The organism is Flagellimonas sp. HMM57 (assembly GCF_021390175.1).
Classification (GTDB): Bacteria; Bacteroidota; Bacteroidia; order Flavobacteriales; family Flavobacteriaceae; genus Flagellimonas.
This window is the reverse complement of record NZ_CP090004.1, coordinates 3,477,142-3,492,692: the sequence shown is the minus strand read 5'-3', so window position 1 is coordinate 3,492,692 and position 15,551 is coordinate 3,477,142. Positions and strand designations below refer to the sequence as shown.

The following is a 15,551-nucleotide window of genomic DNA, read 5'->3' as shown; positions in this document are numbered from 1 at the left end:
AGAGGTTTAACAATTAAAACCTTAAAGATGAAAACTTGTACATTCTTATTTAAATCTGGACTGGTGTTCGCCTGCCTCTCGCTTTTTACATTCACAGCTTGTATTGACGATTTTGATGGTGGCGGTCCAAAGTCAAAAAAGGTAAAGACCTTGTTCGGAGCGGATTTTCCTGCAAATGATGGGCTTCATGTCAACGATAATGGAACTGTGTTCGCTTCCAATTTTGGTAAGTTCGATACCGTAATACAGAAATATAGCGGAACCAAAGTATTCAAAATCAAACGAAATGGTTCCATATCTGTGAAAGCAAGTGGTTTTGAGGCCCCGATGGGCGGAGTTCAGGATAGTAAGGGTAATTTCTATTTTAACAATGAGAACAATAATGACGCTGTTTCTGGAGTGTTGGTTAAAATAGCGCCCGATGGTACTTCTTCTGAATTGGGCGAAATAGCAGGCTGGCCTTCTGGTCTTGCCATAGATGACAATGATGAAATCTATGTGGCCAATTTTTTTGCTAGCACCATGCACAAAGTCTCTCCAGATGGCACGATATCCTTATTCGTGACCGATGATAGATTATTCGGATGCGTGGGAATTGATATAGATAAAGATGGTAACATCATCACTGCAAACTTTTTTAATGCAGACATTTTAAAAATAACCCCACAAGGAGAAGTTTCCGTAATTACAAGGATACCTGATACAACTACCAATTTTGCCATAGGCTACATGACGGTTTTGGATGACTATATTTATGCAACCGGCATAAGTGAAAATGTCATTTATAAAGTTTCTTTTGATGGAACCTCCGAGATTTTTGCTGGAACTGGGGAAAATTCTACAACCGATGGCCTATTGGACGAGGCCACTTTTTCCCAGCCCAACGGCATAGCCGCTGATAAAAAAAGAAAAATATTGTACATATCCCAATTTGGTGAACCTGGATTACGGATGATTCAACTTTAGTAATAAGGATTCGTCCAGATGTTCCTTATTAGGTATAACATATAGACTAAAGGCGTTTAGAACAGACACTGAAGAGAAAAGGCTTTTTTTGGCTACAAAGCAGTTTATTTAGCAAAACCCGTTGACTTTATTTTCAATAAGATAAAGTATAGCGGGTTCTTTAATACATACCTTTCAATTTGTTTAAATCTATAAGTTTTAGACCAAAGCATTATCATTAATCTCATTATATTACGCCTGCAATCAAATTCTCGAACATCTCATAATAAAATCAGTCATGAGACATAAACTATTATTTATTTTATTACTTCTATATAAAAGCATCAATGCCCAATCCGCGAAAGAGGTCTATAAATCGGAGGATTTGAAGATACTACAGCTTACCGAAAAAACATTTATCCATGTATCGTATTTAGAAACAGAAGATTATGGTAAAGTAGGCTGTAATGGACTGATTTTCAAAAATGCTGATGAGACCGCTGTTTATGATACACCAGTAACCAATGTTGCGTCCAAAGAGCTAATTGACTGGATAAAAAATCATCTTAACTCAAAAATAGAAGCTGTTATCGTCACACATTCCCATGAAGACTGTTTGGGCGGTTTAAAAGTATTTCATGAAATAGGAATACCATCATATGCCAGCCAATTAACGTGTGAATTTGCAAAAGAGTCGAACGAAGTTGTCCCCCAAAATAGTTTTCAAGGTAAACTCTCGACAAAGATTGGTAGCGAAAGCGTTAAAAGTTTCTTTTTGGGAGAAGGACATACCAAGGATAACATTGTCGGTTATATTCCAACAGAGAAAGTTCTCTTTGGTGGTTGCCTTATAAAAACATTGGGAGCTGGTAAGGGCTACATAAAAGAAAGCAACCTTAAAGAATGGCCAAAAACCGTTCAAAAAGTGAAAAGTATGTTCACAGATGTTAAATTTGTAATTCCAGGTCATGGAAAATATGGAGGTACAGATTTGCTTGACTATACTATTTCGATGTTTGATGAAAAGTAACTTTTTGGACGTAACCATACATGAAAGAAACCCGAATCAATAAATACCTAAGCGAAGTTGGCTACTGCTCTAGACGTGCCGCGGATAAATTGATAGACCAAGGAAGGATTACCATTAATGGCAAAATACCCGAAATGGGCACCAAGATAAAGCCTACGGATGAGGTACGTGTTGATGGAGAACTAATTTCCGAACCTAAAGAGAAACCTGTTTATTTAGCGTTCAACAAACCCATAGGAATTGTTTGTACAACGGATACTAGGGTTGAGAAAGACAATATTATCGACTTTATTAATTATCCAAAACGGATTTTCCCCATAGGAAGGCTTGATAAACCTAGCGAGGGACTTATTTTCATGACCAATGATGGAGATATCGTCAATAAAATCCTTAGGGCCAGAAATCATCATGAAAAGGAATATGTGGTTACAGTAAACAAACCAATTACCAATGATTTTTTAAAGAGAATGCGAAATGGCGTACCCATTTTAGGTACGGTAACCCGAAAATGTGAAGTGGAACAACTGGGTCCACTTCAATTCAAAATTATATTGACCCAAGGTTTGAATAGACAGATTCGTAGGATGTGTGAATACTTGGATTACAGGGTAAAGAAGTTAAAGCGAGTGCGCATCATGAACGTCCATTTGGACATGCCCATTGGCAAATGGCGACACTTGACCAGTAATGAACTCAAAGAAATAAATAAACTGGTCGCAACCTCTTCAAAAACCCATGACCAATAAAAACAGAGGTATATCCCATACTCTACCAAGTATTAAAATACTTTTATTAAACCAATTGCCATCCTTCGCCATAGCTATTCAAGCTAGTTAGAAAACTATTCTTATTTCAAATTGTAAAATACACATAAGTTGAAAGCGTAATGGAAACAAACAATAGGATAAGTACTTTATTATCTGGTTTATACCCTATTTCTATATATTCTGAAAATATCGGTCAAAACACACAAAATGTCGTTCACTGGCAATTTAATGACTTTTAATTTGTTAAATAGATAAAAAATATTCGATGAAATGCATTTTTTTATCGTTAAAACTCAAAACCTATGAAAAATTCATAAGTAATCGTCAAAATTCTTTTAGCAAATTTGTCATGTATTAACCCCCAAATCTAACATTTATGACACGTTCAGTAATCTACATCTTAATTCCAATTATCGGTTTGTTCTTTACGAACCAAGTTGAAGCACAGAATGCGACAAAAGCTAAGAAAAGTAAAGAAGCTCTTGAGAGCAATAACCCTAGTGGACATTTATCCACACTTGAAGGGTATGTTCCTTCCATGTCGGTAACCAAAGATGGTAAAACGGCATATTTTAGTCAATCTAGCGAACAAAAACCATTGTATGGCGTATTTTCCAAAAAGGAAATGATACATGAGGTTTATCGCGCTGAAAAAATCAACGGCGAATGGAGCAATATTACCAAATTAAAGGTGTGTCCTAAGTACGCTTCTGCAAAACACCCTACCGTCTCAGAAGATGGCAAACGTCTTTTCTTTGCCTCTAACATGAGAGGAAGCTATGGAAAATATGATATCTACGTTGCCGATATTAAAGCTGATGGAAGCCTGGGCGTATCCAAAAACCTTGGCCCCAAAGTGAACACAAAGGAAGATGAGCTGTATCCTAATCTGCATAATGGCACACTGCTGTTCTTTGCATCAGAAGGACGTGATGGATTTGGAGGTCTTGACCTTTATGCCACACAAGTATCTTATAACAGTCTTACCACCTCTGTAAACCTAGGTAGTCACATTAACAGTAGTAGAGATGATTACGCCATACAGCTTAACACCAAAAAGGGAGAAAGCTATGTGATTTCCAATAGAGGACAAAACCATACTATTGCGCAAGTAACAATTTCCTATAGAAGAAAGCCTATGGACGATACCATGGTAGCATATAGTGACGATAATCTTAAAGCAGTATTGAATACCGAAACTTCGAACGAGTATACGAGCACTTCTTTTGATGAATAAAAAATAAACTCAAAGAATAAATCGGTCCACACCTGAGGGTTAATCTGATTTTGTCTATTGACGAGACACTAAATATTGTTGACATATGATAAAAGATACAGGGGGAAACTGCACTTTATCATAGAAGCGGGTTGTATTATTTCACTCGGACCGATTTTACAAAAATAGGATGCTCTAAAAGGGCATCCTATTTTGTTTTATACTATCCTAACGTGTATGTTGCTAGGGTTTTATGGTACTTACTTTGTCCATAAGCTATTCATTTTGGCAAAAACCAGAGAGTGCATTTGAACGAAAAAAGCCACAAAAAGTTTTTCCAAAGCAAAAAATAGCCTAATTTAATTTCTGAAATAATACAAGATTCCAAATCTTAAACTATGAAAAAAGTAACAATTACACGTACAACATCGAGTCCCCCTACCCAAACTAGGACTCCTTTCTAGTACTTCACACCTTTTCTAAATTTTTATTGATGTAATCCATAAAAGGATTATTCATCAGCATGTCCGCTAAGCGTATTGGCGAAGCATATTGTTGTTTTCAAAATTTTAGTTTTAAACACAATGGCTTTTCCTCTATCTTCTTTTGAGCGGAGATGTTAGACGGTATGCGTTTTGCCAAAATTTAAGGTAAAATGAAGACAAAATCAGATAACCCAAATCTAACACACATGAAAGCTAACACCTTAAAAATTACGATTATTGACGATGATGAAAAATTGCACCCGCTCTACCGATTTTATTTTAGCGACGAATCACTTTATGAATTAGTGGAAATACATGAATCCGTAAACAAATTTTTATCCCACTCAAGAAGAAATGAAACGGATATTGTCGTTTCTGAAGTTAATCTTAATGGTATATCCGGAATTGATGGAATTCCGTATTTCACTAAACTGAACAAAGCTCCCAAAGTCTTAATGACGAGCCAGACCAATGATTTTGAAGTTATAAAAGAAGCCTTTAAAAAAGGAGCGGACGGTTTTTTGACCAAACCCTTGACCAAAAACCGATTTTTTAATGCGATAGAGGAGCTACACCAACATGGGGTGGCCTTAGAACATGATGTAGTCAAGAAAATCATCCATTCGTTCCAGATCAAGACTTTTGAAAGGTTCTCAAAAAAGGAAAATCAGATTATTGGTCTTCTCACTCAGGGATATACCTACAAGATGATTGCAGATAGGCTTTTTGTAACACCAAGTGCAGTGAACTTCCATATTCAAAATATTTATGTGAAACTCAACGTGAATTCAAAAGCAGAAGCCTTAAAGAAACTTCAAGAGTTGGAGGTGCGTCAATTGAATGCAGCATAAATTTTAGATGAATCTTATTTACAAAAAAACCCGCCAATGGCGGGTTTTTATATACCTGTAAAATGTCTATTACTTGACTTCTTCGAAATCTACGTCTTCAACATTGTCACCTTCGGAAGCACTATCACTTGCTGAACCATTGGCGGTAGGGTCTCCTGTTGGTGCATCCCCAGCTTGCGCCGCTTCTGCCTGGGCTTTGTACATTTCTTCAGAAGCAACTTTCCAAGCTTCATTGATTTTCTCCAAAGCAGGTTCGATCAGCGCTAGGTCTTTGGTTTCATAAGCCTTCTTCAATTCCTCCAAAGCATCTTCGATTGGCTTTTTCTTATCATCGGACAATTTATCGCCAAATTCCTTTAGCTGCTTTTCGGTTTGGAAAATCATACCGTCAGCCTCATTCAACTTATCCGCAGTTTCCTTCACCTTTTTATCTGCTTCGGCATTCGCTTCAGCATCAGCTTTCATTTTTTGGATTTCTTCTTCGGTCAATCCAGAAGAAGCTTCAATACGGATATCCTGCGTTTTATTTGTCGCTTTATCTGTGGCCGATACTTTAATGATACCATTGGCATCAATATCAAAAGTAACCTCAATTTGAGGTGTTCCCCTCGGTGCTGGTGGAATACCATCTAAATGGAATCTACCTATTGTCTTATTATCAGCAGCCATTGGTCGCTCTCCTTGCAACACATGAATTTCAACAGAAGGTTGATTGTCGGCAGCAGTAGAGAATACCTGTGATTTCTTTGTTGGGATTGTGGTATTCGATTCAATCAATTTGGTAAAAACACTACCCATTGTCTCGATTCCCAAAGAAAGTGGGGTAACGTCCAATAACAAGACATCTTTTACATCCCCGGTCAAAACACCCCCCTGTATTGCTGCCCCTACGGCAACTACTTCATCAGGATTCACACCTTTTGAAGGTTTTTTGCCAAAGAATTTTTCAACAGCTTCTTGAACCGCAGGAATTCTTGTAGAACCACCAACAAGGATAATTTCATCAATATCGCTCTTGGATAGTCCAGCAGATTTTAAAGCAGTTTCACAAGGAGCTATCGTTCTTTTTACCAAATCATCTATTAGTTGTTCAAACTTGGCTTTTGACAAAGTTCTTACCAAGTGCTTGGGTCCAGAAGCAGTTGCTGTTACATATGGTAAATTGATTTCAGTCTGCGCAGAAGAAGATAATTCAATCTTTGCTTTTTCGGCAGCCTCACGCAAACGCTGCAATGCCATAGCATCTTCACGCAAATCCATATTTTCGTCCTTCTTGAACTCTTCTGCCAACCAATCGATGATTTTTTGGTCAACGTCATCACCTCCCAAGTGTGTATCACCGTCTGTTGCCAATACTTCAAAAACACCATCACCTAATTCCAGGATGGAAACATCATGCGTACCGCCACCAAAATCAAAAACCACTATTTTTTGGTCTGTATCTTTCTTATCCAAACCATACGCCAAAGATGCAGCAGTAGGCTCGTTAATGATTCGTTCTACGGTCAATCCAGCTATCTCACCAGCTTCTTTAGTGGCTTGTCTTTGTGAATCGTTAAAATATGCAGGTACGGTAACTACCGCTCTAGTAACATCTTGCCCTAAGTAATCCTCTGCTGTTTTCTTCATTTTTTGAAGAATCATGGCAGATAATTCTTGGGGAGTGTACAAACGTCCATCTATATCCACACGTGGCGTATCATTATCGCCCTTCACTACTTTATAAGGAACCCTATTGGCCTCTTTTGAAGATTCTGAAAACTTGTTCCCCATAAATCTCTTAATGGAGTAAATAGTTTTATGCGGATTTGTGACTGCCTGTCTTTTTGCAGGGTCACCAACTTTAATCTCACCGCCTTCTACAAATGCAATAACAGAAGGAGTAGTCCTTTTGCCCTCCGCATTTGGAATTACGACGGGTTCGTTACCTTCCATAACGGAAACGCAGGAGTTGGTCGTACCCAAGTCTATACCTATTATTTTGCTCATTGTATCTAAAGTTATATCTGTTGTAAATTATTTTTTCTCACACAACAAATGTCAATGATCATGCCATGCCAAAGAATATGACAAGGTGACAGTTTTGAGGTCAGAGGTTAGAAACTTAACTCATAACTCTGAACCCTAAACTTTGAAACTTCAAATCCATCTACTACTAACTCCATACTTCCCATTTCGTCCCTCTAACTTCACATTTCATTTTTCTAACTTACTATTTCGTGGTTTATATTTCTCCTCGCATTATATTTGAAAGAAATCTAATCAATGGAATGTATCAGTGTTTTTGATATGCTCAAAATCGGTGTGGGCCCGTCTAGCTCCCATACTTTGGGTCCATGGCGGGCAGCTGAGCGCTGGATAAGCGAACTTAAAGAACAAGAGGTTTTTGAGTCGACAATAGGCGTGAAAGTTTATTTATATGGCTCCCTATCATTGACAGGCAAAGGACATGCTACGGATATTGCCGTCATAATGGGACTACTGGGCAGTGACCCTGAAACGGTACCTACAGAAAGTATAGAGGAATTAATTGAAAAAATAAAGGCTGAAAAGCAACTTGTCTTTGGGGGAACACGCACTATTCCTTTTAGTTTTACAGAAGATATTGTCTTTAAAAAAGAGTTTTTACCCTTTCATGCCAATGCGCTTCAATTTGAGGCAATCTTAAATGATGGAAGTTCGTCTTTTGAAACGTACTATTCTATTGGTGGTGGATTTGTAGTGAAAGAAGAACGAACAATTTCCAAAGAAAAAAATGAGGTGTTCAAAACTTTTCCGTGCCCCATAAAAACTGGTACGGAACTGCTCGGTTTCTGTCATGAAAAAGGTACACCTATCTCTGAAGTAGTTCTTGAAAATGAGCTCTCACTCAGGTCGGCCAGCGAAATTGATTCAGAACTGAAGCGAGTTTGGAATACGATGTTGGAATGCATGTATCTGGGGTGCCATACCGAGGGCACACTCCCGGGCGGTCTTCATGTACGTAGACGTGCTTTTGAAATGCACGGAAAACTAAAAGGGGATGTTCCCTACTCCAATCCGGAAGAATGGTTACAGTCCATACGTAAAACCGAGGTCAAGTTTAGGCAGATTTTGAAATGGGTGAGTTGTTTTGCCCTTAGTGTAAATGAAGTAAACGCCTCTTTGGGACGTGTGGTGACTGCCCCAACCAACGGAAGTGCGGGTGTTATTCCGGCCGTTTTAATGTACTACATGGTGATTGAAAACCATAGTGCCGATTTTGAACATGTTAAGAAATTCTTGCTCGTAGCCGGTGAAATTGGAAGCATCTTCAAAAAAGGAGCAACAATTTCCGCGGCCATGGGTGGTTGTCAGGCAGAAATTGGAGTCTCTTCAGCGATGGCCGCAGGAGCTTTGACCGAGGTATTGGGCGGAACTCCAGAACAAGTTTTGGTAGCTGCAGAGATTGCTATGGAACATCATCTAGGCTTAACCTGTGATCCTATTGGTGGTTTAGTGCAAGTACCCTGCATTGAACGTAATTCTATGGGTGCTATAAAAGCAATCAATGCCGCTGAACTTGCGCTAGAAACTGATCCCAAAGATGCAAAAGTGCCATTTGACAAAGTAGTCAATACCATGTGGGAAACTGCAAAGGATATGAGCTCAAAATATAAGGAAACTTCCGAGGGAGGGCTTGCCGTGGGTGTGTTCCTTAGTGATTGTTGAGATTGGCACTCCTTATCATTACCAGCTTTTTAATAAGTACACTTTCAATGGAAGATTCTATATTGCAATAAACATTGGAGTTTTAGATGAAACGACCTGATTTCGAAAACATAAAATCTGGAGCCGAATTCAATAATTGGTACTGGTTAAAAGAAGAGCTTGTAGAAATCTGTAAACGTGCAGGCTTGCCTATAGTCGGTAGAAAGTTTGAGCTACGTGATAGAATCATGTTCGCCTTGGATAATAAAGGAAAAGTGAAACCGCTTCCAAAACGAAAAAAGACGACATCTAAATTCCACTGGGCAAAATCTGAACTTACACTGGACACAAAAATCACTGATAATGTTTCCTTCGGACCTAATTTTAGGAACTTTATGAAAAGTCAGATAGGAGCTAAATTTCAATGCCATAGTGATTTTATGGATTGGGTCAAAGCCAACGAAGGCAAAACGTTGGAAGAGGCAGTCAAAAAATGGATAGAACTTGAAAAGCGAAAAGACAACCCCAATTTCAAAAGAAAGATAGCCGATAATAATATGTATGCCCAATACACCCGTGATTTTTTGGAAGACAATCAGGAAAAGACCTTAAAGGACGCAAAAAAGTACTGGTTGTTAAAAAAACAGCTGCCAACGGAAGACGGATTTGTGAGATATGAACGTTCCGATTTAAATCTTGACCAAAAAACAATCAAGTAAATTCTGATATCAATAAAAATTAATTTGGGTATCTAATTTACCACAAAAAGCACTTCACTAAAGACTTAACTAGAATATAAGTCCTTTAAAATCAACTATTAAAAAGTTGTTAAGTTTTTATTTCGACCTTTATAAAAACATACATTTAACAATCATAAAATAGATTTTATATGCGATTATTGATTTTTGGATTACTACTTACGCTTTCGTTTGGATATGGACAAGAACCTAAACTTCATGGTAGATCAATTCTAGAAAAAGCAATGACCGTTCACGATTCCTTGGATAAATGGAAGGCAGCTACTCTAAATTTTCATATTCAAGAACCTAGAATCTCAAATCCGCACAGGTATTCTATTTTAAAATTGAATAACGCTAAAAATACATTTGAACTGACTAGAAACAGAGAGATCCATATTTCAAAGCATATTATTGAAAGCGATGGAAATAGTATTGTACTATTGGATGGAAAAGTAGAAACGGATACTATGCTCATAAAAAAGTATAGATTGGATGCTTCAAGAAATATTGGTTACAAAAACTTCTATAAACTCCTATATGGATTACCCATGTCCTTGGAAAATAGGATTGGAAATGTCCTCCAGACATCGAATAGTATTTTTAAAAATGAAAGTTGCTACAAAGTGGAAATTGAACTCAAAGATGCCATTATCTCAAAATTCTGGAATGTATATATTTCCCAAGCGGACATGACCTTAAAGGGTGTGGATATTGTTTTCCCGGGCGAGCCCGAAAAAGGTGATAGAATTTATTTTGAAGGAATAATCGAAGTCGACGGGATTAAAATTCCAAGAATACGGCATTGGCACGAGCTTAAAAATGATACCTATTCAGGTTCGGATTTAGTCATTAAAGAACTAATGAATTAGCACTGAAATCATCAATCAAAACATCCTTCTTTACCCCTGGTATCAATCAAATAAACAATCTTCCAGTCACCATCAAAATTAATAAGTTGAAAAGAATTGATACCGCAATGACTGAATTCCTCCCTTAACCAAAACTCATATCCAACCCATGCATTGGCCATCGTTCTGTCTACTTGAATAGAAAAAGAAGTCAATTTCTCTTCAAATTTTATACTGTCAGGAATACTACAGATCGAAGCAAGGAACTTTGAGAACTCCGAGCTCCTAAATTGTGTTTTTCCTTCCTCGTTGCGACCCGTAGTTTGTAAAATAACGTTGTCCGCTACTGTACTTTTTATAATACTGGAATCCTGTTTATGAAATCCTTCAAAAAAAGTATTGATTACGGCTTTAACCGCTTTTTCGTCCAATTCCGAAGAGTTTGGTCCTTGCGCAAGCATACTGCCAAAAGAAATTATGAATACAAAAAAAAGGATAGAATATTTCATTTTGTTGTTGTTTGATAGTCTCACAAATTAAACAAATCTACTTACATTTAGGCATTTAAAATCAAACTAAAATGTCAGTTGCAAAAAAAGAGTACAAAAGAGTCACGGTAAAGTCCTTGATAGAAATGAAGCAGCACGATGAGAAAATATCCATGCTCACTTCGTACGACTATTCCATGGCGAAAATCGTGGATGCCGCGAATGTTGACGTTATCCTAGTTGGTGATTCTGCAAGTAACGTGATAGCAGGCCATGAAACTACCTTGCCCATCACATTGGACCAAATGATCTATCATGCCAGTTCTGTAGTAAGAGCTGCCAAACGGGCATTGGTTATTGTTGATATTCCTTTTGGCAGCTATCAAAGTGATTCTAAAGAAGCGCTACGTTCCGCCATTCGGATTATGAAGGAAAGTGGTGCGCATGCCGTTAAGGTTGAAGGAGGTGCGGAAATCAAAGAATCCGTAAAACGGATTATTGGTGCTGGAATCCCTGTAATGGGGCATTTGGGACTTACTCCCCAATCCATTTATAAGTTTGGAACCTATACCGTGAGGGCCAAAGAAGAACATGAGGCCCAGAAACTAAAAGAAGATGCCAAAATGTTGGAAAAACTGGGTTGTTTTGGCATTGTACTCGAAAAAATACCGGCAAACCTGGCTGAAGAAGTTGCTAAAAGCGTTTCTATTCCCATTATTGGGATTGGTGCAGGAAACGGCGTAGACGGACAGGTGCTCGTTGTTCATGACCTGCTTGGCATGACCCACGAATTCAACCCAAGATTTTTGCGTAGGTACATGAATCTTTACGAAGAAATGAGCAGTGCCATCTCACAATATGTGGGCGATGTAAAAAGCAGGGATTTTCCTAATGAGGAAGAGCAATATTAGTATAGTTCTCAGTTAACAGTTTTCAGTTGTCAGAAAAGAAAAATCACTCAGATGCTTCCAACTTAAATGTTCTTTACGAAGACAATCACCTCATTGTAATAAACAAAAAAGTTGGTGATATAGTACAAGGGGATAAGACTGGTGATACTCCCCTGAGCGAAGTCGTAAAAGAATATTTGAAAATAAAATACAACAAACCAGGCAATGTGTACCTAGGAGTCGTCCATCGTTTGGACCGACCAACATCCGGCATTGTTCTATTTGCCAAAACCTCTAAAGCACTACCTCGATTGAACAAGTTGTTTTCGGAAGGGAAAACCAAAAAGACATATTGGGCCGTAGTCAAAAAAGCTCCTGATGCCAAAGAAGGGGTTTTAACGCATTGGCTCGTACGCAATCCAAAACAAAACAAATCTTATGCTCATGAAAAAGAGGTGCGAGATAGCAAGAAGGCTGTTTTGGCATATAGAATCCTTAAAAAGCTCAATACTTATTTTCTTTTGGAAATTGATTTAAAGACTGGAAGACACCATCAAATAAGGGCGCAATTAGCGACTATGGGCTGCTTTATAAAAGGTGATTTAAAATATGGTGCAGACAGAAGCAACAGGGATGGTGGAATCCATTTACATGCCAGAAGCCTGGAATTTCAACATCCTGTAAAAAAGGAAGCTGTTCAAATAGTTGCTGATCCACCAAATGATTCTATCTGGAACGACTGTCTCTAACTAACGTGTAATTGCCAATGCTTTTTCCCGTATAATCTGACCTACAGGTTTATTTTGCAAGTGGCTTTCCAGCCAAGAAAGAATGTCCAAGTAAAGGAAGGCTCTTTTCTCGTAAGGATGGTGTTCATATTTTTTCAGCTCATTGTACAACTTCTGAAACTCGTTTCTTAACTCATTTGGGTAGATATCTCCAAGGCTACGCAAAAACTTGATCATCTCCTTTTGAACGGCATGTAAATCATTCATTTTCAAAAGAAACTTGTAGGTACTCTTAAGTTGTACTTCCAAATGGTAGTCCATTCCAGCTTCGTAATGTGCAACCAAACTCAGAACCCGCGCAAAACACATTAGATCTTCCCTCATTTTTAGGTTCTTGTTCAAGATGATTTTCTTCAAATAAGCGATACAGTTTTTGTTGTCACCGTTTCCAAAGTACAGACAGGCAATTTTATAGTACAGGAGCATAATGTGGTGTTCATCGATCCGGTCACTATGTTTTTTAATGCCATATTCTATAATATTGACTAGATACAACCCCTTGCCAAAAGTACCTTCCAAAAAATGCTGGTTGAGTTTATTGGAATTAATGTACAAAAATGCCAATGATGTAATATTATCGTTTTGGGGGAATTTTGGACTGTTTACCTGTTCCTCCATCCTTTCTAAGGTCTCCTTAAACTGAGAGCTATACTTTACAAAAAAGAGCGACTCTAAAAGATAGTGATTGCCCTTCAAAAAGAATACCGGGTTCAACGCTATCATTTCCTCGTTGTCATAGAAAAGGTCTACCCATTTACTTGCATATCGGTACGATGATAAAAAATCTTGGGTCAAAAAACTGTACCATAAATGCGCTTTATAGAGCCACAATTTCTCTCTGAACCCAAGCTTTTCTATATCATATGATGGCAGATGGGCATCAAAATATTGCTGTACGCTCAACAGATCCTCATCACTGCGCACATAACCAACTTTCAACATCATCCCATATAATTGAAGGGATAGATTGGACAGTTTACTGGTCATTACATTATGTGCAGAAAGCTCTTTTGCCTGAACGGAAAGCTCGTCCGCGCGATCTGGAATACTTCTTGTAATATATTGGGTTTCAATTATTTTTTCGAGCTCTACAATTTCATAAGCTACATTCTTCTCCTCATTTTCAATGGCAAAGTTCTTTGCCTTGTCCAAAATTTTCAAGCTTTGTTTGTACAATCCTTTTTGATAAAGAATGGTTGCAAAATCCAATTGTTCGCGTATCTGTACCCTAATATTCTGGTTTACCGGATTCAATCGTAAGCTCACCAATATTTGTTTGTATAAGTGCGCTTTTAAGTTAGATAATTGTGATTTTTTTACAATCCCACTTTCTAAAATCTGCTGTTCATGATAGGTCCGCATCTTATCGAGCAAATTAAAAAGTGCCAAAAATTTTGCATCCGTATTTACACCCAAACGACCTACATACAGCTTAAACTGGCGTTTTTCTGATTTTGATAGCGATTTGATTAAAACAAATAAAGCGTCTTTATGGGTATTTGTCATCGTAAAAAATATAATTTAACGTATTGTTTTTCAGTATTTTAAATAATATGAAATACAATTTAACGTTGTAATGATTTTTATCATTTTTTAGATCTTGCCAACTCCTATTCTATCTTCGTAAGACTTAGCTTAAACTGACACAAATAATGGGTAAAGATAAGGTACAAATTTTTGATACTACACTTAGGGACGGAGAACAGGTTCCTGGCTGTAAATTAGATACCAAACAAAAATTGGTCATTGCCGAACGCTTGGACGAGCTTGGCGTGGATATTATTGAAGCTGGTTTTCCCATATCAAGTCCAGGTGATTTTAAATCTGTCCATGAAATCGCAAAGTTAGTGAAGAACGCTACCGTCTGTGGCTTGACCCGAGCCGTTAAAAAAGACATAGAAGTAGCTGCAGAAGCTATTAAAATTGCAAAGACACCAAGAATTCATACCGGAATTGGAACATCGGACTCCCATATCAAGTATAAATTCAATTCAACAAGAGAAAAAATAATAGAACGTGCAGTAGATGCCGTTGCATATGCAAAATCCTTTGTGGAAGATGTTGAATTCTACGCTGAGGATGCCGGGCGTACCGATAATGTTTTTTTGGCACAAATTTGCGAAGCCGTCATAAAGGCCGGTGCTACCGTACTCAATATTCCAGATACAACGGGGTATTGCTTGCCTGAAGAGTATGGGGCAAAAATGAAATACCTAAAGGAGAATGTAACGGGCATAGACAAAGCTATTCTCTCCTGTCATTGTCATAACGACCTTGGCCTTGCCACAGCCAATTCTATTGCTGGCGTGGTGAATGGTGCTAGACAAATTGAATGTACCATTAATGGTATTGGAGAGCGTGCCGGTAATACCTCTTTAGAAGAAGTGGTAATGATTTTAAGGCAGCATCCTTACCTGAATCTAGATACTGATATCAACAGTAAACTGCTATTCGACACAAGCCGAATGGTCTCTCAAAAAATGGGAATGCCGGTTCAGCCCAATAAAGCAATAGTGGGGTCAAATGCTTTTGCCCACAGTTCTGGAATCCATCAAGATGGGGTTATAAAACAGCGTGAAACTTACGAAATCATGGACCCAGAAGATGTTGGGGTCACAGAATCATCAATAGTTTTGACCGCAAGAAGTGGTCGGGCAGCTTTGGCATATCGTGCAAAAAATGTAGGTTATGAGCTTACAAAATTGCAATTGGATGTAGTGTATGAGAATTTTCTGGAATTCGCAGATCGGAAAAAAGAGATTTTGGACGATGACATCCATCAAATTGTAGAAGCTAGCAATATCTCAATCAAGAGCATTGCCTAAAGCCTTGAA

General features: G+C 38.0%; 14 protein-coding genes. 11 read left to right on the top strand and 3 right to left on the bottom strand.

Going from position 1 to position 15,551, the window contains the following annotated elements; genetic code table 11:
* Nucleotides 1–27: 27 nt before the first annotated feature.
* The 5 genes from LV716_RS15510 (at nt 28) to LV716_RS15490 (ending at nt 5,294) form a co-directional block, all read left to right on the top strand.
* Nucleotides 28–966: an SMP-30/gluconolactonase/LRE family protein gene (locus LV716_RS15510; RefSeq protein ID WP_163418691.1), complete on the top strand. Its 939-nt coding sequence runs from the start codon at nt 28–30 to the stop codon at nt 964–966.
* A 277-nt stretch (nt 967–1,243) separates the two neighbouring features.
* Nucleotides 1,244–1,975, top strand: a complete 732-nt coding sequence (bla, locus tag LV716_RS15505) for a subclass B1 metallo-beta-lactamase (protein ID WP_163418690.1) — start codon at nt 1,244–1,246, stop codon at nt 1,973–1,975.
* Between the two features lie 20 nt (nt 1,976–1,995).
* On the top strand, nt 1,996–2,721 hold the full coding sequence (gene rluF / locus LV716_RS15500; protein WP_163418689.1) for a 23S rRNA pseudouridine(2604) synthase RluF: 726 nt from the start codon (nt 1,996–1,998) through the stop codon (nt 2,719–2,721).
* Between the two features lie 397 nt (nt 2,722–3,118).
* Entirely contained in the window at nt 3,119–3,979 is an 861-nt protein-coding gene (locus LV716_RS15495; protein WP_163418688.1) for a PD40 domain-containing protein, read from the top strand.
* Between the two features lie 634 nt (nt 3,980–4,613).
* Nucleotides 4,614–5,294, top strand: coding sequence for a response regulator (locus tag LV716_RS15490; protein ID WP_233759158.1), 681 nt, complete (start codon nt 4,614–4,616; stop codon nt 5,292–5,294).
* 69 nt (nt 5,295–5,363) lie between these two features.
* Here the strand turns inward: LV716_RS15490 and dnaK are convergent, their stop codons facing one another.
* The gene (gene dnaK / locus LV716_RS15485) at nt 5,364–7,283 is read right to left on the bottom strand and encodes a molecular chaperone DnaK (RefSeq protein ID WP_163418687.1); all 1,920 of its coding nucleotides are present in this window, start codon (nt 7,281–7,283) and stop codon (nt 5,364–5,366) included.
* A gap of 276 nt (nt 7,284–7,559) precedes the next feature.
* On the opposite strand from dnaK, the gene LV716_RS15480 reads away from it, so the two are divergent.
* From LV716_RS15480 to LV716_RS15470, 3 genes are all read left to right on the top strand, one after another.
* Complete coding sequence (locus tag LV716_RS15480; RefSeq protein WP_163418686.1) at nt 7,560–8,984, top strand: L-serine ammonia-lyase; 1,425 nt, start codon at nt 7,560–7,562, stop codon at nt 8,982–8,984.
* Between the two features lie 86 nt (nt 8,985–9,070).
* Complete coding sequence (locus tag LV716_RS15475) at nt 9,071–9,682, top strand: DUF6434 domain-containing protein (protein WP_163418685.1); 612 nt, start codon at nt 9,071–9,073, stop codon at nt 9,680–9,682.
* Between the two features lie 170 nt (nt 9,683–9,852).
* Entirely contained in the window at nt 9,853–10,572 is a 720-nt protein-coding gene (locus LV716_RS15470) for a DUF6503 family protein (protein ID WP_163418684.1), read from the top strand.
* 11 nt (nt 10,573–10,583) lie between these two features.
* Here the strand turns inward: LV716_RS15470 and LV716_RS15465 are convergent, their stop codons facing one another.
* Nucleotides 10,584–11,060, bottom strand: coding sequence for a nuclear transport factor 2 family protein (locus tag LV716_RS15465; protein ID WP_163418683.1), 477 nt, complete (start codon nt 11,058–11,060; stop codon nt 10,584–10,586).
* 71 nt (nt 11,061–11,131) lie between these two features.
* Between LV716_RS15465 and panB the strand changes: the two genes are divergently transcribed.
* Nucleotides 11,132–11,950, top strand: coding sequence for a 3-methyl-2-oxobutanoate hydroxymethyltransferase (panB, locus tag LV716_RS15460; RefSeq protein ID WP_163418682.1), 819 nt, complete (start codon nt 11,132–11,134; stop codon nt 11,948–11,950).
* Between the two features lie 26 nt (nt 11,951–11,976).
* The gene (locus LV716_RS15455) at nt 11,977–12,678 is read left to right on the top strand and encodes an RluA family pseudouridine synthase (protein WP_163418681.1); all 702 of its coding nucleotides are present in this window, start codon (nt 11,977–11,979) and stop codon (nt 12,676–12,678) included.
* Here LV716_RS15455 and LV716_RS15450 read toward each other — a convergent pair whose 3' ends face one another.
* Nucleotides 12,679–14,223, bottom strand: a complete 1,545-nt coding sequence (locus tag LV716_RS15450) for a hypothetical protein (protein ID WP_163418680.1) — start codon at nt 14,221–14,223, stop codon at nt 12,679–12,681. It lies immediately after the preceding gene.
* Nucleotides 14,224–14,369: 146 nt separating this feature from the next.
* Between LV716_RS15450 and LV716_RS15445 the strand changes: the two genes are divergently transcribed.
* Nucleotides 14,370–15,542, top strand: a complete 1,173-nt coding sequence (locus tag LV716_RS15445; protein WP_163418679.1) for a 2-isopropylmalate synthase — start codon at nt 14,370–14,372, stop codon at nt 15,540–15,542.
* Nucleotides 15,543–15,551: the final 9 nt, after the last annotated feature.

Bases quoted from the DNA above. Each gene is read 5' to 3' on its own strand.
- LV716_RS15490 (WP_233759158.1), top strand. From the start codon at position 4,614: ATGAAGACAAAATCAGATAACCCAAATCTAACACACATGAAAGCTAAC.
- rluF (WP_163418689.1), top strand. From the start codon at position 1,996: ATGAAAGAAACCCGAATCAATAAATACCTAAGCGAAGTTGGCTACTGC.
- LV716_RS15450 (WP_163418680.1), bottom strand. From the start codon at position 14,223: ATGACAAATACCCATAAAGACGCTTTATTTGTTTTAATCAAATCGCTA.
- panB (WP_163418682.1), top strand. From the start codon at position 11,132: ATGTCAGTTGCAAAAAAAGAGTACAAAAGAGTCACGGTAAAGTCCTTG.
- LV716_RS15475 (WP_163418685.1), top strand. From the start codon at position 9,071: ATGAAACGACCTGATTTCGAAAACATAAAATCTGGAGCCGAATTCAAT.
- LV716_RS15465 (WP_163418683.1), bottom strand. From the start codon at position 11,060: ATGAAATATTCTATCCTTTTTTTTGTATTCATAATTTCTTTTGGCAGT.
- LV716_RS15480 (WP_163418686.1), top strand. From the start codon at position 7,560: ATGGAATGTATCAGTGTTTTTGATATGCTCAAAATCGGTGTGGGCCCG.
- bla (WP_163418690.1), top strand. From the start codon at position 1,244: ATGAGACATAAACTATTATTTATTTTATTACTTCTATATAAAAGCATC.
- LV716_RS15510 (WP_163418691.1), top strand. From the start codon at position 28: ATGAAAACTTGTACATTCTTATTTAAATCTGGACTGGTGTTCGCCTGC.
- LV716_RS15470 (WP_163418684.1), top strand. From the start codon at position 9,853: ATGCGATTATTGATTTTTGGATTACTACTTACGCTTTCGTTTGGATAT.
- LV716_RS15445 (WP_163418679.1), top strand. From the start codon at position 14,370: ATGGGTAAAGATAAGGTACAAATTTTTGATACTACACTTAGGGACGGA.
- LV716_RS15495 (WP_163418688.1), top strand. From the start codon at position 3,119: ATGACACGTTCAGTAATCTACATCTTAATTCCAATTATCGGTTTGTTC.
- dnaK (WP_163418687.1), bottom strand. From the start codon at position 7,283: ATGAGCAAAATAATAGGTATAGACTTGGGTACGACCAACTCCTGCGTT.